This window comes from Microbacterium luteum (assembly GCF_015277875.1).
GTDB lineage: Bacteria > Actinomycetota > Actinomycetes > Actinomycetales > Microbacteriaceae > Microbacterium > Microbacterium luteum.
The window spans coordinates 2,228,293-2,252,535 of the sequence record NZ_CP063814.1 but is presented as its reverse complement, the minus strand read 5'-3'; the positions used below and the strand labels follow the sequence as shown (position 1 = coordinate 2,252,535).

General features: G+C 69.6%; 22 protein-coding genes. 16 read left to right on the top strand and 6 right to left on the bottom strand.

The window, feature by feature from the left end; genetic code table 11:
• Positions 1-36 precede the first annotated feature (36 nt).
• Both IM777_RS11230 and IM777_RS11225 read left to right on the top strand, forming a co-directional pair.
• Positions 37-480: a hypothetical protein gene (locus tag IM777_RS11230; protein ID WP_228480772.1), complete on the top strand. Its 444-nt coding sequence runs from the start codon at positions 37-39 to the stop codon at positions 478-480.
• Positions 477-1,457, top strand: a complete 981-nt coding sequence (locus IM777_RS11225) for a bifunctional riboflavin kinase/FAD synthetase (protein ID WP_194385527.1) — start codon at positions 477-479, stop codon at positions 1,455-1,457. Before IM777_RS11230 ends, IM777_RS11225 begins: the two co-directional genes overlap by 4 nt.
• A 19-nt stretch (positions 1,458-1,476) precedes the next feature.
• Here the strand turns inward: IM777_RS11225 and deoC are convergent, their stop codons facing one another.
• Positions 1,477-2,193, bottom strand: coding sequence for a deoxyribose-phosphate aldolase (gene deoC / locus IM777_RS11220; RefSeq protein ID WP_194383408.1), 717 nt, complete (start codon positions 2,191-2,193; stop codon positions 1,477-1,479).
• A 4-nt stretch (positions 2,194-2,197) separates the two neighbouring features.
• Positions 2,198-3,598 carry an MFS transporter gene (locus IM777_RS11215; RefSeq protein ID WP_228480771.1) on the bottom strand — a complete coding sequence of 467 codons (1,401 nt, stop codon included), beginning with the start codon at positions 3,596-3,598 and terminating at the stop codon, positions 2,198-2,200.
• 106 nt (positions 3,599-3,704) lie between these two features.
• Here IM777_RS11215 and IM777_RS11210 point away from each other — a divergent pair, with 106 nt between their 5' ends.
• From IM777_RS11210 to IM777_RS11195, 4 genes are all read left to right on the top strand, one after another.
• Complete coding sequence (locus tag IM777_RS11210; RefSeq protein ID WP_194383407.1) at positions 3,705-4,364, top strand: hypothetical protein; 660 nt, start codon at positions 3,705-3,707, stop codon at positions 4,362-4,364.
• A gap of 187 nt (positions 4,365-4,551) precedes the next feature.
• Positions 4,552-6,723 (top strand): DEAD/DEAH box helicase, encoded by a 2,172-nt coding sequence (locus IM777_RS11205; RefSeq protein WP_194383406.1) that lies wholly within the window; start codon positions 4,552-4,554, stop codon positions 6,721-6,723.
• A gap of 103 nt (positions 6,724-6,826) precedes the next feature.
• A complete protein-coding gene (locus tag IM777_RS11200; protein WP_071045745.1) occupies positions 6,827-7,855 on the top strand; it encodes a 6-phosphofructokinase in 1,029 nt (342 codons plus the stop codon).
• A 267-nt stretch (positions 7,856-8,122) separates the two neighbouring features.
• The gene (locus IM777_RS11195) at positions 8,123-9,067 is read left to right on the top strand and encodes a hypothetical protein (protein ID WP_194383405.1); all 945 of its coding nucleotides are present in this window, start codon (positions 8,123-8,125) and stop codon (positions 9,065-9,067) included.
• Between the two features lie 165 nt (positions 9,068-9,232).
• Here IM777_RS11195 and IM777_RS11190 read toward each other — a convergent pair whose 3' ends face one another.
• Complete coding sequence (locus tag IM777_RS11190; RefSeq protein WP_194383404.1) at positions 9,233-11,350, bottom strand: S9 family peptidase; 2,118 nt, start codon at positions 11,348-11,350, stop codon at positions 9,233-9,235.
• A gap of 44 nt (positions 11,351-11,394) precedes the next feature.
• On the opposite strand from IM777_RS11190, the gene IM777_RS11185 reads away from it, so the two are divergent.
• From IM777_RS11185 to IM777_RS11175, 3 genes are all read left to right on the top strand, one after another.
• Positions 11,395-12,300 carry a phosphodiesterase gene (locus tag IM777_RS11185; RefSeq protein WP_194383403.1) on the top strand — a complete coding sequence of 302 codons (906 nt, stop codon included), beginning with the start codon at positions 11,395-11,397 and terminating at the stop codon, positions 12,298-12,300.
• A gap of 119 nt (positions 12,301-12,419) precedes the next feature.
• Positions 12,420-13,961, top strand: coding sequence for an aspartate ammonia-lyase (locus IM777_RS11180; protein WP_194383402.1), 1,542 nt, complete (start codon positions 12,420-12,422; stop codon positions 13,959-13,961).
• A gap of 48 nt (positions 13,962-14,009) precedes the next feature.
• Positions 14,010-14,459: a DUF4190 domain-containing protein gene (locus IM777_RS11175; RefSeq protein WP_194383401.1), complete on the top strand. Its 450-nt coding sequence runs from the start codon at positions 14,010-14,012 to the stop codon at positions 14,457-14,459.
• 7 nt (positions 14,460-14,466) lie between these two features.
• On the opposite strand, the gene IM777_RS11170 is transcribed toward IM777_RS11175, so the two are convergent.
• Positions 14,467-15,336 (bottom strand): fumarylacetoacetate hydrolase family protein, encoded by an 870-nt coding sequence (locus IM777_RS11170; protein ID WP_194383400.1) that lies wholly within the window; start codon positions 15,334-15,336, stop codon positions 14,467-14,469.
• A 53-nt stretch (positions 15,337-15,389) separates the two neighbouring features.
• On the opposite strand from IM777_RS11170, the gene IM777_RS11165 reads away from it, so the two are divergent.
• The 4 genes from IM777_RS11165 to rpsO all read left to right on the top strand — a co-directional run bounded on the left by IM777_RS11165 (position 15,390) and on the right by rpsO (position 18,287).
• Positions 15,390-16,622 (top strand): PrsW family intramembrane metalloprotease, encoded by a 1,233-nt coding sequence (locus tag IM777_RS11165; RefSeq protein WP_194383399.1) that lies wholly within the window; start codon positions 15,390-15,392, stop codon positions 16,620-16,622.
• 151 nt (positions 16,623-16,773) lie between these two features.
• Positions 16,774-17,142 carry an FKBP-type peptidyl-prolyl cis-trans isomerase gene (locus IM777_RS11160; RefSeq protein WP_194383398.1) on the top strand — a complete coding sequence of 123 codons (369 nt, stop codon included), beginning with the start codon at positions 16,774-16,776 and terminating at the stop codon, positions 17,140-17,142.
• Between the two features lie 131 nt (positions 17,143-17,273).
• Entirely contained in the window at positions 17,274-17,837 is a 564-nt protein-coding gene (locus IM777_RS11155) for a YceI family protein (protein WP_194383397.1), read from the top strand.
• Positions 17,838-18,017: 180 nt separating this feature from the next.
• Positions 18,018-18,287: a 30S ribosomal protein S15 gene (rpsO, locus tag IM777_RS11150; protein WP_071045685.1), complete on the top strand. Its 270-nt coding sequence runs from the start codon at positions 18,018-18,020 to the stop codon at positions 18,285-18,287.
• Between the two features lie 75 nt (positions 18,288-18,362).
• On the opposite strand, the gene IM777_RS11145 is transcribed toward rpsO, so the two are convergent.
• Positions 18,363-19,496 (bottom strand): acyltransferase family protein, encoded by a 1,134-nt coding sequence (locus IM777_RS11145; protein WP_194383396.1) that lies wholly within the window; start codon positions 19,494-19,496, stop codon positions 18,363-18,365.
• Positions 19,497-19,631: 135 nt separating this feature from the next.
• On the opposite strand from IM777_RS11145, the gene IM777_RS11140 reads away from it, so the two are divergent.
• Positions 19,632-20,828 carry an LLM class flavin-dependent oxidoreductase gene (locus tag IM777_RS11140; protein WP_194385525.1) on the top strand — a complete coding sequence of 399 codons (1,197 nt, stop codon included), beginning with the start codon at positions 19,632-19,634 and terminating at the stop codon, positions 20,826-20,828.
• A gap of 1 nt (position 20,829) precedes the next feature.
• Positions 20,830-21,483, top strand: coding sequence for an FMN reductase (locus tag IM777_RS11135; protein ID WP_194383395.1), 654 nt, complete (start codon positions 20,830-20,832; stop codon positions 21,481-21,483).
• Between the two features lie 3 nt (positions 21,484-21,486).
• On the opposite strand, the gene IM777_RS11130 is transcribed toward IM777_RS11135, so the two are convergent.
• Positions 21,487-22,071, bottom strand: coding sequence for a DedA family protein (locus IM777_RS11130; RefSeq protein WP_228480770.1), 585 nt, complete (start codon positions 22,069-22,071; stop codon positions 21,487-21,489).
• A gap of 152 nt (positions 22,072-22,223) precedes the next feature.
• Here IM777_RS11130 and IM777_RS11125 point away from each other — a divergent pair, with 152 nt between their 5' ends.
• A complete protein-coding gene (locus tag IM777_RS11125) occupies positions 22,224-24,197 on the top strand; it encodes a GDSL-type esterase/lipase family protein (protein ID WP_194383393.1) in 1,974 nt (657 codons plus the stop codon).
• The last annotated feature ends 46 nt before the right edge of the window (positions 24,198-24,243 follow it).

Here is a 24,243-nt window from a genome sequence, read left to right as displayed (position 1 = left end):
GCGGCCCGCTCGCGCGAGGCCTAGAATCGAGGTGCGATGTCCACACCCCCGTCCCGCCCCCGTATGACCGGCATCGGTCGGGTGCTCGTGATCGTGTACGCGATCATGGCCCTCGCCGCGACCGGCCGCAGTTTCGTCCAGATCGTCCAGCGCTTCGACGAGGCACCGCTGGCGTATTCTCTGTCGGCTCTGGCCGCCGTCGTCTACATCCTCGCGACACTGGCCCTGGTGTTCTCGGCCTCCGCGATCTGGTACCGCATCGCCTGGGTGGCCATCGGCTTCGAGCTCGCCGGCGTCCTGATCGTCGGAACGCTGAGCTTCGTGCTCCCCGACCTCTTCGCCCACCCGACGGTGTGGTCCTGGTTCGGCGGGGGATACCTCCTCGTGCCGCTCGTGCTGCCGTTCCTCGGACTCTGGTGGCTGTGGACGCACCGCGCCCGCGTCACCGCGGAGCCGCATCCCGCTTCGGTGGCCCCGTGACGGTGTGGCGTCATCCCGACGAGGTTCCGGAGGGCTACGGACCGTCGGTCGTCGCCATCGGCAAGTTCGACGGCGTGCACTCCGGTCATCGCGCGGTGATCGATCGCGCGCGCGTCGATGCTGCCGCGACCGGTGCCCGTGTGGTCGCGGTCACCTTCGACCGCAATCCGCTCGCGGTCCTGCGACCCGAATCGTGCCCGGACGCGCTGGCGAGCACGACCCAGAAAGTGCGGCTCCTCGCCGACGCGGGTGTGGACGCGACCCTCGTGCTCACGTTCGACGAGCAGCTCGCCGCCCTGGATCCCCGCGACTTCGTCGAGCACGTTCTCGTCGACGCCCTGGCCGTGCGCACGGTTCTCGTCGGGCAGGACTTCCGCTTCGGCCGCGCCGGTGCCGGCGACCCGGAGACGCTGCGCGCACTCGGAACCGAGCTCGGGTTCGACGTGCATGTCGTCGAGGACGTCTGCGCGGTCGACGGCCGCCGCGTGTCGTCGACCTGGGTGCGCGACCTGCTCGCCGAGGGGGATGTGGCCACGGCCGCGCGGCTCCTCGGTCGGCCTCACGCGGTGCGCGGCGAGGTCGTGCACGGGCTGAAGCGGGGGCGCGATCTCGGGTACCCCACCGCGAACCTCTCCGCCGATGGCGACGGCCTCGTTCCCGCCGAGGGGGTCTACGCCGGATGGCTCGTCGATGAGGGCGAGCCGACCGGTTCGGGTGCGGCGCCTCACGCCCGCACCCGCTATCCCGCCGCCATCAGCATCGGCACGAATCCGACGTTCGGCGATGTCCTCGTCCGCCAGGTGGAGGCCTATGTGCTCGATGAGACCGATCTCGATCTGTACGGACACACCGTGGAGATCCGCTTCGTGGAGCGGCTGCGCGGGATGGTGGCCTTCAGCGGCATCGAGCCGCTGATGGCGCAGATGGCCGATGACGTCGCCCGCACGCGGGCGACGCTCCTCACGCGCGGCACCTGACGCCCGAGCGCCTCGCGCGTCAGTAGGAGGACTCGTCGACTCCGCCGGCAGGCGTCTCGCCGGCATCGTGCGCGCGGGCGGCGCCGAGGATGGTCGCCGCCGCGGAGGTGCCCAGGCGCGTGGCGCCGGCGTCGAGCATCGCGACGGCCGCGTCGAGGCCGCGCACTCCGCCGGAGGCCTTCACCTGCACGCTGTCCCCGACGCTGTCGCGCATGAGCCGGATGTGCGCGACCGTGGCGCCTCCGCCGGCGAATCCGGAGGACGTCTTCACGAAGTCGGCTCCCGCGGCCTCGCTGAGGCGGCACGCGCGGATGATCTGCTCGTCGTCGAGGTAGGAGGTCTCGAAGATCACCTTGACGACGTGGCCCTCAGCTGCCTCGACCACCGCACGGATGTCGGCCTGCACGTCGGCGTCCATGCCGGAACGCAGCCATCCGATGTTGAGCACCATGTCGAGCTCGACCGCTCCGTCGGCGAGAGCCCGGGTCACCTCGGCGACCTTCGTCGCGGTCGAGGTGGTGCCGTGGGGGAAGCCGATCACCGTGCCGACGGCGACCCCGGTCCCCGTCAGGCGCGCGACGGCGTGGGGGATGTCCGAGGGACGCACGCAGACGCTGAAGACCTTCCATTCGGCGGCGATGTCGAGTTCGGCGTCGACCTCGGCCCGCGTCAGTTCGGGCTTGAGGATGGCGTGGTCGATGGTCGCGGCGAGCTGACGCTCGGTGTAGGTGGTCATGTGCTCAGCCTACGTCGGAGCGGGCCGGGAGCCGGTTGCGGATGCCGGCGAACGAGACCGCGCCGCCGACCGCGAGCAGGGCGGCCGTCACGACGGCAGCGCGGTGGAAGCCGTCGAGGTCGAGGGCGCCGCCGACGATGGTGGCGAGCATCGCGATCACGATGAGCCCCGCGACCCGTGAGATGGCGTTGTTCACCGCCGATGCGATACCCGATCTCGACGTGTCGATCGCGCCGAGGATCGCCGAGGTGAGCGGCGACACCGTGAGGGTGAGACCCAGACCGAAGGCGATCACCCCGGGGAGCACCTGGGTCCAGTAGTCGAACGCTTCGCCGACGGACAGCAGCAGCAGGGCGCCCGCGGCCATCACGATCGGCCCGACGGTCATGAACAGGCGCGGGCCGAACCGGCCGGCGAGGTCACCGACGCGCGAGCTGAAGAGGATCATGAGGATCGTGATGGGGAGGGTCGCGAGTCCAGCCAGGGTCGCCGACAGCCCGGCTCCCTGCTGCAGGTAGACGCCGACGACGAAGCCGTTGAGCGAGAGCGCGGCATAGACGAACGCCGTCGCGAGGTTGCCGGCCCAGAAGTTGCGCGCACGGAAGAGGTCCAGGGGCATCATCGGATCCTCTGCCGCCGCCTGCCGCACGAGGAAACCGGCGAACGACGCCACGCCGACGGCGGCGCTGCCCCAGATGGCGGGGGATCCCCACCCCAGGCTCGGCTGCTCGATGAGCGCGAAGACCATGCCGCCGAGACCCAGCGTGCACAGCACGGCGCCCCACACGTCGACGGTGCGACCCGGCGCGCGCACATCGGGGCGTCTGAGCACCGCGAGCAGCCACAGGGTGACGCCGATCGGCACCACGTTGATGAGGAACACCAGTCGCCACGAGAGCAGGTCGACGCTCAGCCCGCCGATGACGGGGCCGACCACCATCGCGCCGGTCGTGGCTGCCGTCCAGATCCCGATGGCGCGCGCCTGCGCGGCATCGCGGAAGGTCGCCGTGATGAGGGCCAGTGAACTGGGCACGAGGAGGGCTCCGGCGACCCCCTGAAGGGCGCGCGCGACGATCAGGAACTCGGGCGTGGGGGCCGCGGCGATCGCGATCGAGGTGATGCCGAAGAGCACGAGTCCCCAGCGCAGCACGCGGATGCGGCCGTAGACGTCGCTGAGGGATCCCGCCACGAGGATCAGGGCGCCCAGAGTGATCAGGTAGGCGTCGACCACCCACTGCTGCGTGGCGAGGCCACCGCCGAGGTCATCGCGGATCGCCGGGAGGGCGACGGTCACCACCGTGCCGTCGAGGAAGGACACGAACGACGCGAGGATCGCGATCGTCAGGACGAGCCGCTGGTCCCGCGGCATCCGTAGCCGCTGGTCCCGCGGCATCCGTTCCGGCATGTTTTCAGGGTACGTCCGCCGCGCCGCCGCGGGGCCGGCCTCGTGGGTCGGTAGAGTCGGTGCCCGTGCCGCCCCTCTGCGGTGCAGCGCCCCTCCAGGAGGTACCGTGACTCGTCAGCACCGGACACCCCGTCTGCTCGCCGCGGGGGCCGCTGCGGCTGTGGCATTCGCTCTCGCCGCATGCCAGCCCGAGCCGGTGCCGTCCGGCAGCACAGAGCCCGACGGTGCGACGGCCGAACCGACTTCAACCGTCGAGAGCACTCCGACCCCGACGCCCACCGAGACCGACGCCTTCGTCCTTCCGAGCTCGTGCGAGGAGATCTACTCCGCGGACATGCGCGCGACCCTCGAGGCGGACAACCCCCCGCTGAACGGCCCCGGTGTGACGATGTATTCCAGCGAGAACGCCGTCGTGCTCGAACTGATCGACTCGGGTGCCCCGACTCTGCGCTGCACGTGGGGCACTCCGTCCGACTACGGCCTGGCCACGAACATCACCCTCATCGACGACGCGCAGGGCGAGGAGATCGCCGCTGAGCTCAGCGCGGCCGGGTTCAGCTCCGAGGACGTCGCCGTCGGCAGCATCCATCGCATCGAGCAGCGGGGGATCACGCTCGACGACGAGCCGTACACGCTGGGTGAGACCCACGTCATCGGCGACGGCGCGATCGTGACGACCCGGTGGATCAACTTCGCTCCCGAGGGCTACAGCGAAGACATCATCGCCACCCTCTGGGGAGCAGATTCTGCGGATTCGGCCGGGTAGCCGCTAGAATGCTGTGCGGGGATCCCGACCGCCCTGTCGCTGCTCGCTGAAGCGGGTGCTCGCGACCGACGGTGCCGGCATCTCCGCCCCGTGTTCGTGACGGCGTCGTGGCGCCGCCCACGGGAATCACGTTCTCTCGCCGGATCACCGGATCGACCGGTATCCGATCCCTAGGCTCAGGAGGAGCATGCCGACCTCGGCACCCGCCGCACAGACTTCCGCCGCGCGTCGTCGCAAGTCGTCGTCTTCCCGACGCGACGATGAGGCGCCGCTGATCCCGATCCTCGCCCGCAAGGTGCGCGAGGTCGAAGCCAAGGCCCAGCGCGGAAAGCTCGGCCCCACCAACCGTGTCAAGTTCCAGGTGATCGCCTTTCTCGTCCGCGAGGAGCGCGCGCGGGTGAAGGCCGACACTGCCGTCGCCGACTCCGCGCGGGCGGAGCTGCTCAAGCGCCTCGACGGCGTCGCGACGATCCTCGCGAAGACCGCCGCGCGCGACACGTCGCTCATCCAGCTGCTCGAGGTCGATCAGGCCACGTCGCCGGTCGCCAAGCGCATGCGACGGGACTGGCTGCTGGAGTCGGGCGCCGAGCTTCCGCCGGACGAGCTCATCATCACCGACGTCGCTCCTGTCGCCCCGACGGTGGTGCCGCCCGCGCTCGCCGACCGGCAGGTCGTGCCGGCCGGCATCGAGTCGCGCCAGATGGCGAATCCGTTCCTCCCACCCGACCTCACCATGCGCGCGCCCGTGCCGAGCCCGCGTCGTCGGCTCGACGGCTGGGAGCTCATGGGACCGCTGTACAAGGCGTTCGAGACCGGTGCCGGTGGGGCCAGCGCATCCATGGAGCTGCCTCCCGTGCCGGAGTTCGACCGCGTCTCGCCGCGGGGCCTCGAGGTGATGCCGCACCAGTCGCGTTTCCTCGAGGCGGTGCGCGACGGACACCGCAGCTTCCTGCTGGCCGACGAACCGGGTCTCGGGAAGACCGCCGAGTCGGTGCTGGCGGCCTCCGTCGCCGACACCTATCCGCTGCTGGCGGTCGTTCCCAACGTCGTGAAGATGAACTGGGCCCGAGAGGTCAAGCGCTGGACGCCCCACCGTCGCGCGACCGTGATCCAGGGCGACGGCGAAGACATCGATGCGTTCGCCGACGTCTTCATCGTCAACTACGAGATCCTCGACCGCCATCTGTCATGGCTCGGCTCGATCGGTCTGAAGGGCATGGTCGTCGACGAGGCGCACTTCATCAAGAACCTCACCTCGCAGCGCTCGCGCAACGTGCTCGCGCTCGCCGGGCGCATCCGCGAGCAGGTGCGCGACCCGCTCATGATGGCCCTCACCGGAACGCCGCTCATCAACGACGTCGAGGACTTCGATGCCATCTGGCGCTTCCTCGGCTGGACCAACGGCGAGAAGCCGGGCCCCGATCTGATGGCGAAGCTCGACGCGACCGGATTCACCCCTGCCGACAAGGCGTTCTACCCCGAGGCGCGCGACGCGGTGATCTCGATGGGCATCGTTCGCCGCAAGAAGAAGGACGTCGCGGCGGACCTGCCCGACAAGCTCGTCGCCGATCTGCCGGTGGAGCTCGACGACGAGTTCGGTCGCTCCATCCGCGAGGCCGAGCGCGAGCTCGGCGCGCGCCTGGCCGATCGCTACCGCCGTATCGTCGATGCCCGTGAGAACGCGCGCTCCGCGGCGGCCCTGGCTCCGGGCGAGGTCGACGACGACATCGTGCGGCTGGTCGCGCAGAACGAGCTCGACGAGTCGAAGGCGGCGGGTTCGGGGAGCGAGAACGTCTTCACGATGGTCCGTCGCATCGGACAGGCCAAGGCTCAGCTGGCGGCGGACTACGCGCTGCAGCTGCAGCGCTCGGTGGGCAAGGTGGTCTTCTTCGCCAAGCACATCGACGTGATGGATGCCGCCGAGGCGCACTTCGCCGCATCCGGCCTGCGAAGCGTGTCGCTCCGGGGCGACCAGACCTCCACGGCGCGCCAGGAGGCCATCGACGCGTTCAACAACGACCCCGAGGTCGGTGTCGCGGTCTGTTCGCTGACCGCCGCGGGCGTCGGCGTGAACATGCAGGCCGCGTCGAACGTCGTGCTGGCCGAGCTGTCGTGGACCGCCGCCGAGCAGACGCAGGCGATCGACCGCGTGCACCGCATCGGACAAGACGAGCCGGTGACCGCGTGGCGCATCATCGCCGCCCACACGATCGACACGAAGATCGCCGAACTGATCGATTCAAAGGAGGGATTGGCGCAGCGTGCCCTGGACGGACAGGCCGTCGATCCCGGTTCGAGCGACTCCGTGCAGCTGTCGGCCCTGATGCACCTGCTGCGGCAGGCGCTCGGCGCCGCCTGAGTCCTCCGCATCCGACCGACCGTGTGGCAGCGGGAGTCCGCGGCCACTAATGTCGGGTGAGGCAGCGTCGCCCAGCATCATCCCGACGATTGAGGACCACAGCATGAAGATCGGAATCCTGACCAGCGGCGGCGACTGCCCGGGCCTGAACGCCGTCATCCGCGGCGTCGTGCTCAAGGGCACCACCACGTACGATCTCGAGTTCGTCGGCATCCGCGACGGCTGGCGGGGCGTCGTGGACGCCGACTTCTTCCCGCTCACGCGTCACGAGGTCAAGGGCCTGTCCAAGGTCGGGGGCACGATCCTCGGCACCAGTCGCACCAACCCCTACGAGGGTCCGCGCGGCGGCGCCGAGAACATCGCCAAGACGATGTACGGCCACCGCCTCGACGGCATCATCGCCATCGGCGGCGAGGGAACCCTCGCCGCCGCGGACAGGCTGTCCAAGGACGGCATCAACGTGCTCGGCGTGCCGAAGACGATCGACAACGATCTGCGCGCCACCGACTACTCCTTCGGCTTCGACACCGCGGTGAACATCGCCACGGACGCGATGGACCGCCTGCGCACCACCGGCGATTCGCACCAGCGGTGCATGGTCGCCGAGGTCATGGGTCGTCATGTCGGATGGATCGCCCTGCACGCCGGGATGGCCGCCGGGGCCCATGTCATCTGCATCCCCGAGGTGCCGATGTCGATCGACGAGATCTGCGAGCAGGTCACGAGCGCCCACGCCCGCGGCCGAGCGCCCCTCGTGGTCGTGTCGGAGGGGTTCAAGCTCAAGGACATGGACGAGGCCTACAGCGACAAGGGTCTCGACGCCTTCAACCGGCCGCGCCTCGGCGGCATCAGCGAGCTCCTCGCGCCCGAGATCGAGCGGATCACCGGTGTCGAGACGCGCGCGACGGTGCTCGGCCACATCCAGCGCGGCGGATCGCCTTCGGGCTTCGACCGTGTGCTCGCGACGCGTCTCGGCCTGCACGCCGCCGACGCCGTCATGGACGAGGCATGGGGTCAGATGGTCGCGATGCGCGGCACGGAGATCGTCCGGGTTCCCTTCGCCGACGCGCTCGGTGAGCTCAACACCGTTCCCCTCTCGCGCTACGAGGAAGCCGCCGCCCTCTTCGGCTGACCCCTTCCCGCACCCGACATCGGCGCACGACCCCTTCCCGCGCCCGAAGCATGTAGGCGTGTGCCGCCGGCGTGTGCCGCCGGCGTGTGCGCCGGCACATGCCCGCTCGCCCACCCCAAGCATGTCCCCATTTCTGTTCTTCTCAGGCCTGAGAGCGACACTTTCTGGGACATGACCGCCCCTGCACAGGTGGCGGTGCCCCTTCGACTCTCCACAGGGGGATGCTGACGCCGCCGAGTCTCCCGAGCGGCGAGCGAGCCTCGGATCATGAAGCGGCCCTCCGAGCTCCCTGCCGCGCTTGCCACGGCGTTCAGCGTGGCGAGCGCATCCGAGATCGGACTCGGTGACGGTCGGCTGCGAGGTCGCGACCTCGGGCGCCCGTTTCACGGCGTTCGCACTCGGCACCCCGTGCTGCCCGATACACAGGTGCGCGAGCTCTGCCGCGCCTACGCGCCGCGAATGGCTGAGCACCAGTTCTTCAGCCACGAGACCGCGCTCGCGCTCTATGGACACTCGATGCCGGGATGGCCGTACCGGCCCGGCATCCACGTCTCGACCCACCGTCCCCGTCGCGAACCCCGGACCAGCGGCGTCGTCGGGCACCGACTTCAGACCCGTGAGCCTGCGGTCCGCACGACCCCGGACGGCCTGCGCGTCGAGGACCCTGCGCGCGCGTGGCGTCAGTGCGGGTCGCTGTGGTTCCTCGACGATCTGATCGCGGCGGCCGACTCGCTCGCGTTCGATACAGCGGAGGGGGCGTCGCTGATGCAGCTCCGGGACGAGATCGAGATCATGGGCGACGTCCGAAACGGACTGCTGCGGCGTGCGCTCGCGGAGGCGCGCGACGGCGTCCGATCGCCGCGAGAGACACGGTTGAGGCTCCTGCTCGTGCGAGCCGGACTGCCGGAACCCGAGATCAATTGGAACCTGCGTGATCACCGCGGCATCTTCGTCGCTGAGCTGGACCTCGCCTATCCACAGTGGAAGGTCACGCCCGAGTACGACGGGCGCGTGCATGCCGAGGATGCCGCGCAGTTCGCGCGCGACGCCGATCGGTGGGAGGCGATTCGCCGCGCGGGCTGGCGTCATGTCCGCTGCCTCGATCATCACGTGCGGGGTCGAGGAGTCCCCGCCGTGCGGCTCGTCGTCGCGGCCCTCATGGACGCCGGCTGGACACCACCTCGAACCATGTCCCGATATCTGCTGCCCTGAGACCGTTTAGGCGCAGAAAGTGGGACACGCATCGTCTCGCCGCCGAGGCGTGTCCCACTTTCGGTTCTCATAGCGGCTCATAAGGACGGAAATTGGGACATGCCGGGGTGGGGGATGCGCGGCGGCTGGGGGTGTGGGACATGCCGGGGTGGGATGCGGGTGGAATCAGGTGGGATCGGCGACGCCGAGGGTGTCGAAGATCCAGGCGAGCTCGTAGGCGCGCTCCTGCCACGAGTTGTAACGGCCGCTGACACCACCGTGGCCGGCGACCATCTCGCACTTGAGCAGCGCGTCGGCTCCGACGTCGCGCAGCCGTGCAACCCACTTCGCCGGCTCGACATAGAGCACGCGGGTGTCGTTGAGCGAGGTGACGGCGAGGATGCGCGGATACGTGACGCCCTCGCGCACGTTCTCATAGGGGCTGTAGGACTTCATGTAGGCGTACACCTCGGCATCGTGCAGCGGGTCGCCCCACTCGTCCCATTCGATCACCGTCAGCGGCAGCGTCGGATCGAGGATCGTCGTCAGCGCGTCGACGAAGGGGACCGCGGCCAGGATGCCGGCGAACAGCTCGGGGGCGAGGTTGGTCACGGCGCCCATCAGGAGCCCGCCGGCCGATCCGCCCTCGGCGACCATGCGCTCGGGCGTGGTGTATCCGCTGTCGACGAGGTGACGCGCGCACGCGACGAAGTCGGTGAACGTGTTGCGCTTGGCCAGGAGCTTCCCGTCCTCGTACCACTGCCGGCCCATCTCACCGCCGCCGCGCACGTGCGCCACCGCGAACACCACACCGCGGTCGAGTTCGCTCAGCCGTGCGATCGAGAACCCCGGTTCGATCGAGTGCTCGTATGAGCCGTAACCGTAGAGGTGAACGGGGCGAGGGGTCGCGCCGGCCTCGCCGAACGAACGCTTCCAGACGAGTGAGATCGGGATGCGCGTGCCGTCTTCGGCGTCGGCCCACACCCGCGCCTGCGCGTAGTCGCCGGGCTCGTATCCGCCGAGGACCGGCTGGCGCTTTCGCAGGAGGAGCGATCCGGTGGCGACGTCGTAGTCGTAGACGGTCCCCGGCGTCACGAACGAGCCGTAGCCGATCCGCAGCACGGGCGGCGCCCACTCGGCGTTCCCGCTCGTGCCGGCCGAGTAGAGCGGCTCGTCGAACGCGATCTCCGAAACGGACCCGGAGACGTAGTCGAGCATCCCGAGTCGCGCGAGGCCTTCGCGACGGTAGCCGATGACCGCCCAGTCGCGGAACGTCGACAGCCCGAGCAGTCGCGTGCCCGGCGCATGCGGCAGCACGATCTGCCGCTCTCCGGTCGGGTCGTCGGCGGCCACGCGCACGAGCTCGAAGTCGAGCGCATCGCTGTTGTGGAGGATGTACAGCACGTCGTGACCGTCTACGACGGCGTGCGAGACGTCGTATTCGACGCCCTCGGTGCGGGGCCACACCACCTGCGGCTCGGCGCCGAGGTCGTCGGCGGGCACGAGCCACTGCTCGGAGGTGACGGAGGACCCGGCCTCGATCACGAGGAAGCGCTCGCTGCGGGTGAATCCCGCCCCCACCCAGTAGCGCTCGTCGGGTTCGTGGTGGAGTCTGCGGTCGGCCGAGACCGGCGTGCCGATCTCGTGGAGCCAGACGGTGTCCGGCCGCCAGGCGTCGTCGACCGTGGTGTAGACGATGAACCGGCCGTCGGGGGAGAACTCCGCGCCGGCGAACGTCTCGGGGATCACGTCCGGCAGGTGACGGCCGGTGGCGAGCTCGCGCACGCGGATGGTGTACCGCTCGTCGCCGGCGACATCGACGCCGTAGAGCAGGAGGGACCCTTCCGCGGAGACCTCGAAGCTGCCGAGGGAGAAGAACTCGTGGCCCTCGGCCTCGACGTTGCCGTCGAGCAGAACCTCCTCGCCGGGCACGGGCTCGTCGGGGTGGAGTTCCGGCGGGGTCCAGTCGTCGGGAGAAGTGAGCGGTGCGCGGCACTGGATGCCGTACTGCTGGCCTTCGCGGGTGCGGCCGTAGTACCACCAGTCGCCCCGGCGGATCGGTACAGAGAGGTCGGTCTCCAGCGTGCGCGCCTTGATCTCCTCGAAGATGCGTGTGCGCTGGGCCTCCAGATGGGCCGTGCGCGCATCCGCGTAGGCGTTCTCGCGCTCCAGGTGCGCGATCACCTCGGTGTCGTCCTTGTCGCGCAGCCACTCGTAGCGGTCCTCGACGTCGTCGCCGTGATGGCTGCGGATGACGGGACGGGCGGCGGCGCGGGGGAGGGGCGGCTCGAGGGTGTCGGTCACCCCTCCACGGTAGCCCGTCGGTGCCCTGGCCTAGGCTTGGGCGCATGGTCGCCGCATCCGTGACGTTCGGTCAGCACTCCCCCGCCCAGCGCACGATCCTGCACCTCAGCGACACCCACTTCCTCGCGGGGAACGCACCGCTGGTCGGGGTCTACGACACCGCGGCGAACCTCGAGGCCACGCTTCGCCGGGTCGAGCGCCTGGGCACCCAGCCCGACGCGCTGGTGTTCACCGGCGACCTCACCGATCTCGGCGAGCCCGACGCGTACCGAGCCCTGCGAGCCGCGGTGGAGCCGATCGCCGAGGCGCTCGAGGCACCGCTCATCTGGGTCGCGGGAAACCACGACGAGCGGGGGCCGATGCGGCAGCATCTGCTCGACCTCGACCCCACCGAAGAGCCCGTCACGTCGGTCACCGACCTGGGCGGCCTGCGGATCATCGCCCTGGATTCGAGTGTCCCCGGTTGGCACCACGGTGAGCTGGATGCCGGGCAGCTCGCGTGGTTGGCCGAGATCCTCGCCGAGCCCGCCCCGCTGGGCACCCTGCTCGCGCTTCATCACCCGCCGCTGCCGTGCCACCTGCCCGTCTTCGACATCCTGGAGCTGCGCGACCAGCCGGCGCTCGCCGCCGTCATCGCCGGCACGGATGTGCGGGGAATCCTCGCCGGGCACCTCCACTACTCCACGTCGGGAACGTTCGCCGGCGTGCCGGTGAGCGTCGCCGCGGCGACCTGCTACACCATGGACATCTCGCGTCCCGCCGTCGAGGTCAACGGGATGGATGCCGGTCAGTCCTTCCATCTCACGCACGTGTACGCCGACACCGTCACCCACTCCGTGGTCCCGGTCGTCGAAGCCCCTTCCGGCGACTTCTTCTCGCAGCAGTGGGTCGACCGCATGGCCGCGCTCAGCCCGCACGAGCGCCTGGAGGCGTTCTCCCGGAAGCGCTGACCGTCCGCGGCGTACAGCGGCCATGGTCGGTCCCGCCGCGATGTCCATCCGGGTCGCTACGGGGGCCGAGTAGGCTCGGCATCGTTCCACCTTGCCGTGCCGACCCACGAGGATGACCCATGGCCCAGGACGCGACGACGCGCACCCGTATCGAGACCGATTCGCTGGGATCCCTCGAGATCCCGATCGATGCCTACTGGGGGATCCACACCGCCCGGGCGATGGAGAACTTCCCGATCTCGAAGCGTCCCATCTCGGTCTACAAGGATCTGGTGATCGCGCTCGCGATGGTCAAGCAGGCGTCAGCGCGGGCGAACCGTGAGATCGGCGTGCTGAACGCCGAGCGCGCCGACCTGATCGATCGTGCCGCCCAGCGGGTCATCGACGGCGACTTCCACGACCAGTTCGTGGTCGGCGTCGTGCAGGGCGGCGCGGGCACGTCGACGAACATGAACGCCAACGAGGTCATCACCAACATCGCCCTCGAGATGGCGGGACGAGAGAAGGGGGACTACGCGTTCCTCTCGCCGATCGACCACACCAACCGGTCGCAGTCCACGAACGACGTCTACCCGACGGCGGTGAAGATCGGGCTGAGTCTGGACCTGCGGAGCCTGCTGGAAGAACTCGACCTGCTGCGCCGGTCGTTCCTCGACAAGGCCGCCGAGTTCCACGACATCCTCAAGGTGGGGCGAACGCAGCTGCAGGACGCGGTTCCCATGACCCTCGGGCAGGAGTTCCACGGGTTCGCCACGACCCTGGGGGAGGACCACAAGCGGCTCACCGAGAACGCGTACCTGATGTTCGAGATCAACATGGGGGCCACGGCGATCGGCACCGGGATCACGACCCACCCGGGGTATTCCCCGGCCGTCCTGCGCCATCTGCGCGCGATCACCGGACTGGATCTCGAGCTCGCCACCGACCTCGTCGAATCGACCAGCGACACCGGCTCGTTCATGTCCTTCTCGGCGTCGCTCAAACGCAACGCGATCAAGCTGTCGAAGATCTGCAACGACCTGCGTCTGCTGTCGTCGGGTCCGCAGGCCGGCCTGGGAGAGATCAACCTGCCTCCGCGACAGGCCGGCTCGAGCATCATGCCGGGCAAGGTGAACCCCGTGATCCCGGAGGTCGTGAACCAGATCGCCTTCGCCGTCGCCGGCGCGGACACCACGGTCACGATGGCGGTGGAGGGCGGCCAGCTGCAGCTGAACGCCTTCGAGCCGATCATCGCGCACTCGATCTTCCAGTCGATCACCTGGATGCGACGCGGCATGCACACCCTGAGGGTCAACTGCATCGACGGCATCACGGCGAACACCGACCGTCTCGGTGCGATGGTGGGCGCCTCGGTCGGGGTGGTGACGGCCCTCACACCGTTCATCGGCTATGCGGCGTCGGCGGCGCTGGCGAAGACGGCTCTGCTGACGGGGCGCAACATCGCCGATCTGGTGGTCGAAGCGGAGCTCATGACCCGCGAGGAGGTGGCCAAGCAGCTCTCGCCGGCGCGTCTGTCGGGCCTCGAGGCGGTGACGTCGGCGATCCCGATCGCGCAGCCGGCCGAGAACCTCGTCTCCCCGGCGGATTCGCGCGGCCGCGACGTCAGCGCCGAGGGGAGTGTCGCGGCTGATCCGTTGCCGCCGGTCACACGGGACCGATAGCGTTCCGAGGAACGACGCCGCACCGCGCGGCCGCGAGGGAGGAAGACCGTGTCCGATCCGCAGAACCCCGTACCCCCGTCATCCCGTGGCGACGACGCCGCGACGCCGCGTGAGCCGTCGAGTGCGTATCCTCCGCCTGCCCAGCCCGGCGGTTATCCTCCGGCGCCTCCGGCGGAGGACGGGGCGCACGACGCGCCCGCCCCGTCCTCCGCCCCGACGCCCGGGAAGACCCTCGGCATCGTCGCGCTGGTGCTCTCGTTCTTCGTGCAGCTCGTCGCCCTCATCCTCGGCATCGTCGCGCTCGTGCAGAGCCGCAAGGCCGGTGCGAAGAACGGCTTCGCCGTCGCCGCCATCATCATCAGCTCCGTTCTGATGGTGATCGGGATCATCATCGCCGTCGTGCTGATCGCCGCCCTCGGCCCGCTCCTCGCCGCCTGCGGAGAGCTCGGCCCTGGCGTGTGGGAGCTCACGGACGGCACCGTCATCACGTGCGGCTGACCCATCGTCAGTCGAGGATGCGGCAGTGGGTCGTCAGCTCGCCGATCCCGTCGATCCCGACGGTGACGGTGGAGCGATCGCGCAGGAAGACCTGCGGGTCGCGTGAATAGCCGGCGCCTCCCGGGCTTCCGGTCGAGATGAGCGTGCCGGGCAGGAGGGTGGCGGCGCGGGACAGGTGCGAGACGAGCGTCGCGACGGGGCGCACCATCTGCCCCGTCGAGCCGTCCTGCAGGAGGTGACCGTCGAGCCGGGTCCAGATGTGCAGGTTCTGCGGATCGGGCACTTCGTCGGCGGTGACGGCGAACGGACCGACCGGCGTGAAGCCGTCGAACGACTTGCACCGCGACCACTGGGCCTCGGAGTACTGGATGTCGCGCGCGGTGATGTCGTTGACGACGGTGTAGCCCCAGACGTGCGAGAGGGCGTCTTCGGGTGAGACATCCTTCGCGGGGGTGCCGATGATGACACCGAGCTCGGCTTCGTAGTCCACGGACTCGCTGAGTGCCCGTGGCCAGCTGGTGGTGCCCTCATGACCGGCCAGCGAGTTCGGCCAGAGCACGAACACCGTCGGCGTCGAATCGGTCTTCAGCCCCAGTTCGCTCGAGTGGGCGGCGTAGTTGAGGCCGATCGCGAGGATCACCGGCGGCGTCAGCACAGCGGGCGCGAAGGAGAGGCCCGCGATCGGGTGCCGCGTTCCGCTCGGCGAGGCCGTGGCGGTGCGGATGCGCCCCAGGAGCTCGTCGCCGCCGGCGATGAGCTCCTCGAGGGTGCGCGGCGCGCCCTCGAACAGCTCCGCCACCTCGATCACGGCGTCGGCGTCGGCGACGACCAGGCGGGGCTCCGATGACCCGGGACGGACGACGTGGGCGAAGCGCATGATCTCAAGGCTATCGCCGAGGGTGCGGTCACGGTCGCCCGTAGGCTGTGTCCATGACGCATTCCGCGCCGTCGTCCGATCCGTCGCGCCCGTCGCTGACGCCCCCTCCCTTCCACTCGCCGTTCGAGCAGCCCGACGTGGCATCGGGCGCGCCGATCCCGCGCGCCGACGCCCCCGCCGCTCCGATGCCGCAGGGGCGTGCCGTGTCGCCGCGCTCCGGTCGCTCGGCGCCGTTGTGGGTGCTCGGCGTGGTCGTGCTGGTGGCGGTCGCCGTCGTGGGCTATTTCCTCAACGCCCTCGGCCCCGTCGCCTCGGTCATCGGCATGATCCTGGCGTTCGTCCCTCTCGCCGTCGTCTTCTTCGCGGTGCGGATCATCGATCGCTGGGAGCCCGAGCCGAAGGGTCTGGTCGCCGCCGCGATCGCGTGGGGCGCCTTCGTCGCGATCGGCATCACGCTCGGGTTCGATCTCGCTCTGCTCTTCGCCTTCGGGCCGGACTCGTCCTTCGTCGCCGACGTCGTCGCCCCCGTGGTCCAGGCGCCGATCGTCGAGGAGGTTGCCAAGGGGCTCGGGGTGTACGTGATCTTCCTGAGCGCGCGGCGGGCCTTCGACGGTCCCGTCGACGGCATCGTGTACGGCGCGCTGGTCGGCGCGGGATTCGCCTTCACCGAGAACATCCAGTACTTCGCCGTGAGCTTCATCGAGGGCGGAGCCGCCGACACCACCGCGACGTTCTTCGTGCGAGGCATCCTGTCACCGTTCGCGCACGTGATGTTCACGAGTGTCACCGGCTTCGCGCTGGGCCTGGCCGCGCGCCGGGGTGCCCGCGCGGGAGCGGCCTTCGGCCCGTGGCTGCTCGGGCTCGGCGGAGCCGTGCTGCTGCACGCGTTCTGGAACGGCTCTGCCGTGTTCGGCGACTTCTTCGCTCTCTATCTGACCCTTCAGGTCCCGCTGTTCATCGTGTTCATCCTCGGTCTGGTGGCGCTGCGGCGCGAGGAGGCGCGGCTGACCCGCACCCGGTTGGCCGACTACGCGGCGGCAGGGTGGTTCACCGAGCAGGAGGTCGACATGGTCGCAACCGGACGCGGACGCAAGGCGGCCCTCCAGTGGGCCGGCACCCTGCGGGGCGATCGCACCGAGATGATGAAGGGGTTCATTCGCGACGCGACGGCGCTCGCCGCCGCGCGCCAGCGTGCCATCAGCGGCCGCGACCCCCACGCCGCACAGGATGAGCAGGTGCTGCTGCATCGCACCACGGCCGCGCGAGCGGCGATGTTCGCGCCCTGACGCGAAAGACTCAGCGCCCGGTGCCGCGGCGATGCCTGCGTGTCTCCCGAGCGCTGAGTTGGTCTGATCTCAGGATGCCCTTGTGCTTTCGGGGTGTCAAGAGCCGTCGTTCCGGCACCCGGCGCCGCGCGCGACGTGTTTGGATGGACACATGACTGCAGACCTCACCAAGCCCGAGATCGACGCTCCCCAGGGGCCGGCTCCTGCGGAGCTCGTCGTCCGCGACATCGTCGTCGGAGACGGCGCCGAGGCCAAGCCTGGTGACACCGTCACCGTTCACTACGTCGGCGTCGAGTACGACAGCGGGGCGGAGTTCGACTCGTCCTGGAACCGCGGTGAGACGATCCAGTTCCCGCTGCGCGGTCTCATCCAGGGCTGGCAGGATGGCATTCCGGGCATGAAGGCCGGCGGGCGTCGCGAGCTCGTCATTCCGCCGCACCTCGCCTACGGCCCCGCCGGCGGCCACTTCCTCGGCGGCAAGACCCTCATCTTCGTGATCGACCTCATGCAGGTCGGCTGACAGACCTGAGAAAGAAGCGGATGCGGTTGCATCCGCTTCTTTTTTCATTCACGGGAATAGATGGCGCGAAGCGGCGTTGAGTCCCCCTGAGCCGTCGCGGCGGCGGCTGGACAACGACACGAAGGATGACGATGACCGAAACGACCACGATCGAGGTTCCCGGCTACAAGGCGGGGACCTGGGTCCTCGACCCGTCCCACAGCGAGGTGACCTTCTCGGTCCGCCACATGATGATCTCGAAGGTGCGCGGCACCTTCGGCGTGAAGAGCGCGACGATCACCGCGCCGGAGAACCCGCTGGCGGCGTCCCTGACCGCGACCGTCGACGTCGCCTCGATCAACACCGGCGACGAGGGACGCGACACGCACCTGCGCTCGGGAGACTTCTTCGACGTCGAGACCTACCCGACGATCGACTTCGCCTCCACGGGTGTGCGCTACGACGGCGGTGACTTCCTCGTCGACGGTGACCTCACCGTGCGCGGCGTCACCAAGCCGGTGACCTTCGAGGTCGAGTTCGGCGGCTTCGGAACCGACCCGTGGGGCAACTACAAGGCCGGCGCGACCGCCAAGACGGTCATCGACCGCGAAGAGTTCGGCCTCACGTGGAATGCCGCCCTCGAGACCGGCGGGGTCCTCGTCGGCAAGGACGTGACGATCACCCTCGATCTGCAGGGTTCGCTGCAGCAGGACTGAGCCGCTCTCACGGCATGGCGACGGGGCGGGGGAGCGCATCTCCTCCGCCCCGTCGTCGCGTCGACGGCGGCGGCACAACGCTGGTAGACTGTTGCGGTTGCCGTTGGATCGGCCGCGGATAAAGAGAGCTCACGCAACAGGCGTCGGGCACCGCGCAACAAGCAGAGAGGGGATCACTTTATGGCACTGGAAGCAGACGTCAAGAAGGCGATCATCGAAGAGTACGCGACGCACCCCGGTGACACCGGATCCCCCGAGGTGCAGGTGGCGCTCATGACGCGGCGCATCACCGACCTGACCGAGCACCTCAAGGGACACAAGCACGACCACCACTCGCGTCGTGGTCTGTTCCTGCTCGTGGGTCAGCGCCGTCGCCTGCTCGGCTACCTCCAGGACGTCGACATCGAGCGCTACCGCGCGCTGATCGGTCGTCTGGGGCTTCGCCGATAAGAGCCACCGCGTTCAATCGTCTTCTCGAAGGGCCGTCCACGGTGTGGGCGGCCCTTCGTCGTGCGCTCCGCCCGGTCAGCCGCTGCGAGCACGGCGTGACCCGGTCGGGTCATCGCGACGGCCCACGTCGGCGAGGGTCGCATCCGTGAACAGCCACGACGGGCGCGGCTCGACGAGGGGGCGGAACACCTTTCGTACGGGAGAGGTCGCCAAGCCCAGGGAGATGAGCACCGATGCGACGATGACGATGGGGAGCCACAGCCATGTCGGGTCGAGGCCTCGCAGGACGCCCGATTCCCGGAACGGGTAGAGCACGAAGGAGTGCAGGAGGTACACGTACATCGTGTACTGGCCGAAGTGCGTCCACCAGTGGCCGTCGCGCGGGATGAGCGCGAAGAAGGCGAGGCTGAGGATGAGCGCGACGACCATCAGCAGGAGGCGCACGCCGCCCGCCCACCACCCGGTTTCGCCGATGGAGGCGTAATCGTCGTCGTAGAACAGCCACTGGCGCAGCTCCATCGCCTGCCAGATGTCCAAGAAGTACCAGGCCGCCCATCCCGCGACGGCGAAGGCGGCCACCGAAGCGGCGGTGACCCACCACCGCACGCGCAGCAGTGCGAAGCGCTCGACCAGACCCCGTTCGTGCACCCACCATCCGAGGGTGAAGAAGGGGAGCAGGCCGAGAGTGCGTGACAGCGAGAAGGTCGAGTCGATGTTCGGCACATATCCCACGCCGATGCTGATGACCATCGTCCACAGCAGCGGCCAGCGCAGGAGGGCGAGGTAGGGAAGCACGAGCCGGAAGATCGCGAGTGCCAGGAGGAACCAGAGCGTCCACGACGGCTGCGTGATGTTGGGGTTCGCCTGCCCTTCGACGAGCAGCTTGGTGATCGTCCACAGGCCCTCGAAGACGAGATACGGCAGCACGATGTCGGTGAGGACACGCACCATCTGGCGCCTGCCGGGAGGGTCGGACTTCGAGAAGTATCCCGAGATGAGCGCGAACGCCGGCATGTGGAAGGCGTAGACGAGCAGATACAGGCCCAGCGCGATGTCGGAGTCGTAGGTGAGGCGCTGGATCGCGTGGCCGAGCACGACCAGCACGATGCATGCGAACCGCGCGTTGTCCCAGAAGGGGACGCGGCGTTTGCCCGAGGACGTTCGGACGGATCCGGTCGCGGGTGGCGGGGGAGTGGTGGCAGCGCTCATGTCGAGAAGGACACCCTATCGCCGGGAATACCCTGGAGCGTACGGCGTTCCACAAGGTACATTCACTTGCATAAATCGGATGCCACCCGCATCCGGAGGATCGGAGAGATCGTGGACGACACCACGTGGCCTGGAATGCAGTTCGGCATCTTCACGGTGAGCGACATCACCGAGGACCCGACGACCGGTCGGACCCCCAGCGAGGCGGAGCGGATCCGCGCGACACTGACGATCGCCCGTCACGCCGAAGACGTCGGGCTCGACGTCTTCGCGCTGGGCGAGCATCACAACCCGCCGTTCTGGTCGTCGTCGCCGACGACGGCCCTCGCCTACATCGCGGCGCAGACCGAGCGCCTCGTGCTCTCGACCGCGACGACCCTCATCACGACGAACGACCCGGTCAAGATCGCCGAGGACTTCGCCATGCTGCAGCATGTCTCGGGCGGCCGCGCCGACGTGATGCTCGGCCGCGGGAACACCGGGCCGGTCTATCCATGGTTCGGCAAGGACATCCGCCAGGGACTTCCGCTCGCGATCGAGAACTACGCGCTGCTGCACAAGCTCTGGCGCGAAGACGTCGTGGACTGGGAAGGTCAGTTCCGCACGCCGCTGCAGGGCTTCACCTCCACCCCCCGACCGCTGGACGGCGTCGCGCCGTTCGTGTGGCACGGGTCGATCCGCACGCCGGAGATCGCCGAACAGGCCGCCTACTACGGTGACGGGTTCTTCGCCAACAACATCTTCTGGCCGAAGGAGCACTATCAGCGGCTCATCGCGCTCTACCGCCAGCGGTACGCCCACTACGGCCATGGGAGCCCCGAGCAGGCCATCGTCGGGCTCGGCGGCCAGGTGTTCATGCGCAGCAACTCCCAGGATGCCGTGCGCGAGTTCCGCCCGTACTTCGACAACGCCCCCGTCTACGGGCACGGTCCCTCGCTCGAGGACTTCAGCCAGATGACGCCGCTGACCGTCGGGTCGCCGCAGCAGGTCATCGACCGGTACGCGGGCATGCGCGAACACTACGGCGACTACCAGCGCCAGCTGTTCCTCATGGATCACGCGGGTCTGCCCCTGAAGACGGTGCTCGAGCAGCTCGACATCCTCGGCGGCGAGGTCGTGCCCGTCCTGCGCCGGGAACTCGCCGAGAACCGACCCGCCGCCGTGCCCGACGCTCCCACGCACGCGGCACGCGTCGCCGCGGCCGGGGGAGCCCGCGAGGCCCGGCCTCGCGCGAACCGGGGCGACAACCTCTCGGGCCCGAGCCCCTACCGGGACGTCCCCGCGGCGGCGGGCTCGTCCTTCGGCGCCGCTGCGGCACGACAGGGGGCGTGAGATGACCGACACCCTCCCGCGCCGCATCGCCGTCGTCTCGGCCGGCCTGTCCAACCCGTCCTCGACCCGCATGCTCGCCGATCGCCTGGCACGCGCAACGGTGGATCAGCTGCGCTCGCGGGAGATCCCCGCCGACGTCGACACGTTCGAGCTGCGAGACCATGCCCACGAGATCACGGACAACCTGCTGACCGGCTTCGCGCCTCCGAAGCTCGAGGCGATGATCAACGCGGTCGTGTCGGCCGATGCGCTCATCGCCGTGACCCCGATCTTCTCCACCAGCTACTCGGGCCTGTTCAAGTCGTTCATCGATGTGCTCGACCCGGACTCGCTCACGGGCAAGCCCGTGCTGATCGGAGCCAATGCCGGCACGCCGCGCCATTCCCTCGCGATCGACTACGCCATCCGACCCGTGTTCGCGTACCTGCACACCCAGCCCGTGTCGACCGGCGTGTTCGCCGCATCGGGGGACTGGGGCGGCGCAGACGGGAACGCGGCGTCCCTGTCGAGTCGGATCACCCGAGGGGCCACGGAGTTCGCCGAGGCCATCGCGTCGCGACCGGTCGCTCGCTCGGCCGATCCGTTCGACCCGGCGACCTACCTCGGAGAAGGACGCTCCTTCGGTCACCTCCTGGGAGGTCTTGCCGGCGAGTGAGGTTCATCGCGGCGCCGCTCGCCGCCGCGCCGCGAGGATGACATCGACGGCGACGCCGAGGGCGAGCGCGATCGCGATGGACACGACGACCGCGACCACGGGTCCCCCCGGCACCAGCAGCGCCACCACGGCGCCGACGAACGCCTGGTACGAGGCCCAGCCGGTGGCGGCGATCGCCGCCACCGTGAGAAACCGCGGCGCGGACACGCGGGTGGCGCCCGCGGTCAGGTTCACCGCGAGGCGAGCGAAGGGGATGAATCGTGCGGTGAAGACGATCACCGCCATGCTGCGGTCGAGGCGTGCGTGAGCCCACGACATCGCCGAGCGCACGCGCGGCGTCTGCATCCACCGGTGACGCTCGATGCCGGAGAAGCGGCCGACCGCATACAGGATGGCGTCGCCGGCGAATGCCGCAGCCGCGGCGACGAGCACGACGGCGAACACCGGCGGCTGCCCGGTCGAGACTCCCAGCGCTCCGAACGCGGTCACCGACGCCTCACCGGGGACGATCACGAGGAACGCGTCGCCGATGACCAGCGCGAACAGCAGCGGCAGGGCCCACGGGCTCGCGGCGAGGGACGCCAGCATGTCGTCGAGCATGCGCGAAGAACTACCAGGCGCCGGTGAACGGCGACGGAACGCCGACGGTCGGGTGACGTGCCGAGGTGCATCGGGTGAACAGTCGGCGACGACGGCGGGGAACGTCTCACGTCGCGGGCTGCGAGCCTCACCCTGGAGTCGTGAGAGTCGCGATCCTTGCGGAATCCTTCCTCCCGCACATGAGCGGTGTGACCGGGTCTGTCCTCCACGTCCTGCGCCATCTGTCCGACCACGGACATGAGACGCTGGTCATCGCTCCGAAGGCCGGCGAGGTCGACGCCGACCTGCACGGCGCCCGCACGGCGCTCATGCGATCGGTCCCCCTGCCCTCCTATCCCGACGTGCGTGTGGTCTTCGCCCGAGCAGCGACACTCGCCGCGCTGCTGCGCGATTTCGACCCCGATGTCGTCCACCTCGCCTCCCCGTTCGTCCTCGGCTGGCAGGGCATCGCTGCGGCCGACGCCTTGAAGATCCCGACGGTCGCCGTGTACCAGACCGACGTGATCGCCTACGCACAGCGGTACGGTCTTCCCCACGCGACGTCCCTCGTGGCCGCGCACATCACGCGCCTGCACCGGCGGGCCACGCTCAACCTCGCGCCGTCGACGTCGTCGATGACGCAGCTGGCCGGCCTCGGGGTCGACAGGGTTCGACGGTGGGGGCGCGGCGTGGACACGGATCGCTTCACCCCCGCCCGGCGAAGCGATCCGTGGCGGGAGCGCGTCGCACCCGGCGAGACGATCGTCGGTTACGTCGGGCGTCTCGCGCCCGAGAAGCAGGTCGAGGACCTGCGAGTCCTCGCCGACCTCCCCGGTGTGCGTCTCGTCATCGTCGGCGACGGACCCTCGCGACCCGCTCTCGAGCGGGCGCTCCCGGGAGCGGTGTTCACCGGGCATCTCACCGGTGACGCGCTCGGTGAGGCGCTCGCGAGCTTCGACGTCTTCGTGCACCCGGGCGAGAGCGAGACCTTCGGGCAGACCATCCAGGAGGCACTCGCCAGCGGCGTCCCGGTCGTCGCGACCGGCGTGGGAGGACCCGTGGACCTCGTCCGCTCGAGCATCGACGGCTGGCTGTATCGACCCGGTGATCTCGACGACCTGCGCACGCGCGTGTCGGACCTCACCGGTGACGAGTCCAAGCGTCAGGCCTTCGCCGCTGCCGCCCACGAGTCGGTGCGCGAGCGGTCGTGGGAGGCGATGGTCGGACGCCTCGAAGCACACTACGAGGATGCGCGGCGCCTTCGTCGCATCGACGACGCGTTGCTCGCGCGAGCGGCTACGCGGCCGTGGGCCCCGCTCGAGACCCGTGCCGCGCCGAGGTGGCAGCGCTTCGTCGCGCTCGGCGACTCGCTCACCGAGGGCCTGTGCGACTCCTCGCGCATGGCCGCCGGCGAGTACCGCGGGTGGGCCGATCGCCTCGCCGAGCTGCTGGCCTACGCGGGGGGAGGGGCGAGTCCCTTCCACTACGCCAACCTCGCTGTCCGAAGCCGTCGGGTGCGTCATCTGACCGAGGAGCAGCTGCCGCAGGCGCTCGCGATGAAGCCGGATCTCGTGTCGATCCTGATGGGGTCCAACGACCTGGTCGCGCGGAAGGGCCACCCCGTCGACCTCGCCCGTGAGGTGGAGGTGGCGGTGCGCGCTCTTCGCGCGGCCGGGGCCGACGTCCTGCTGGTCACGCCGTTCCTTCCTCGCCGTCGCGCCGCGCTGCTCTTCGCCAAGCGCTTCGCCGCCTTCAACTCGGAGCTCCGGCGCATCGCCGAGGAGACCGGCGCGATCCTGCTCGACCTCGAAGCGCTCCCCGCGATCGGCGACCTGGGGATGTGGGCCGCCGACAAAGTCCACCTGCGCAGCCGGGGGCACCGCTTCGTCGCATATCGTGCCGCCGACGCACTCGGGGTTCCCGACGCCGAGACCCTCGGCGGTCTGGATGCGGCCCTGCACGCCGACAACGACCCGGTGCTCACCGGCACCTGGTTCCGACGCGACGCGCTGCCCTGGATCTGGCGTCGGCTGCGCGGCCGCACGGCCGGCGACGGCCTGCTGGCCAAGCACTCTGGCCTCGTGGACATCGGCCGCGGCGGCACCGGCGCGCGCGACCGCCAGCCCGCCACCTGACCCGGCTGACAGCGGCGGCCTCTCGCCGGAGCGGCTGTGATTGCAT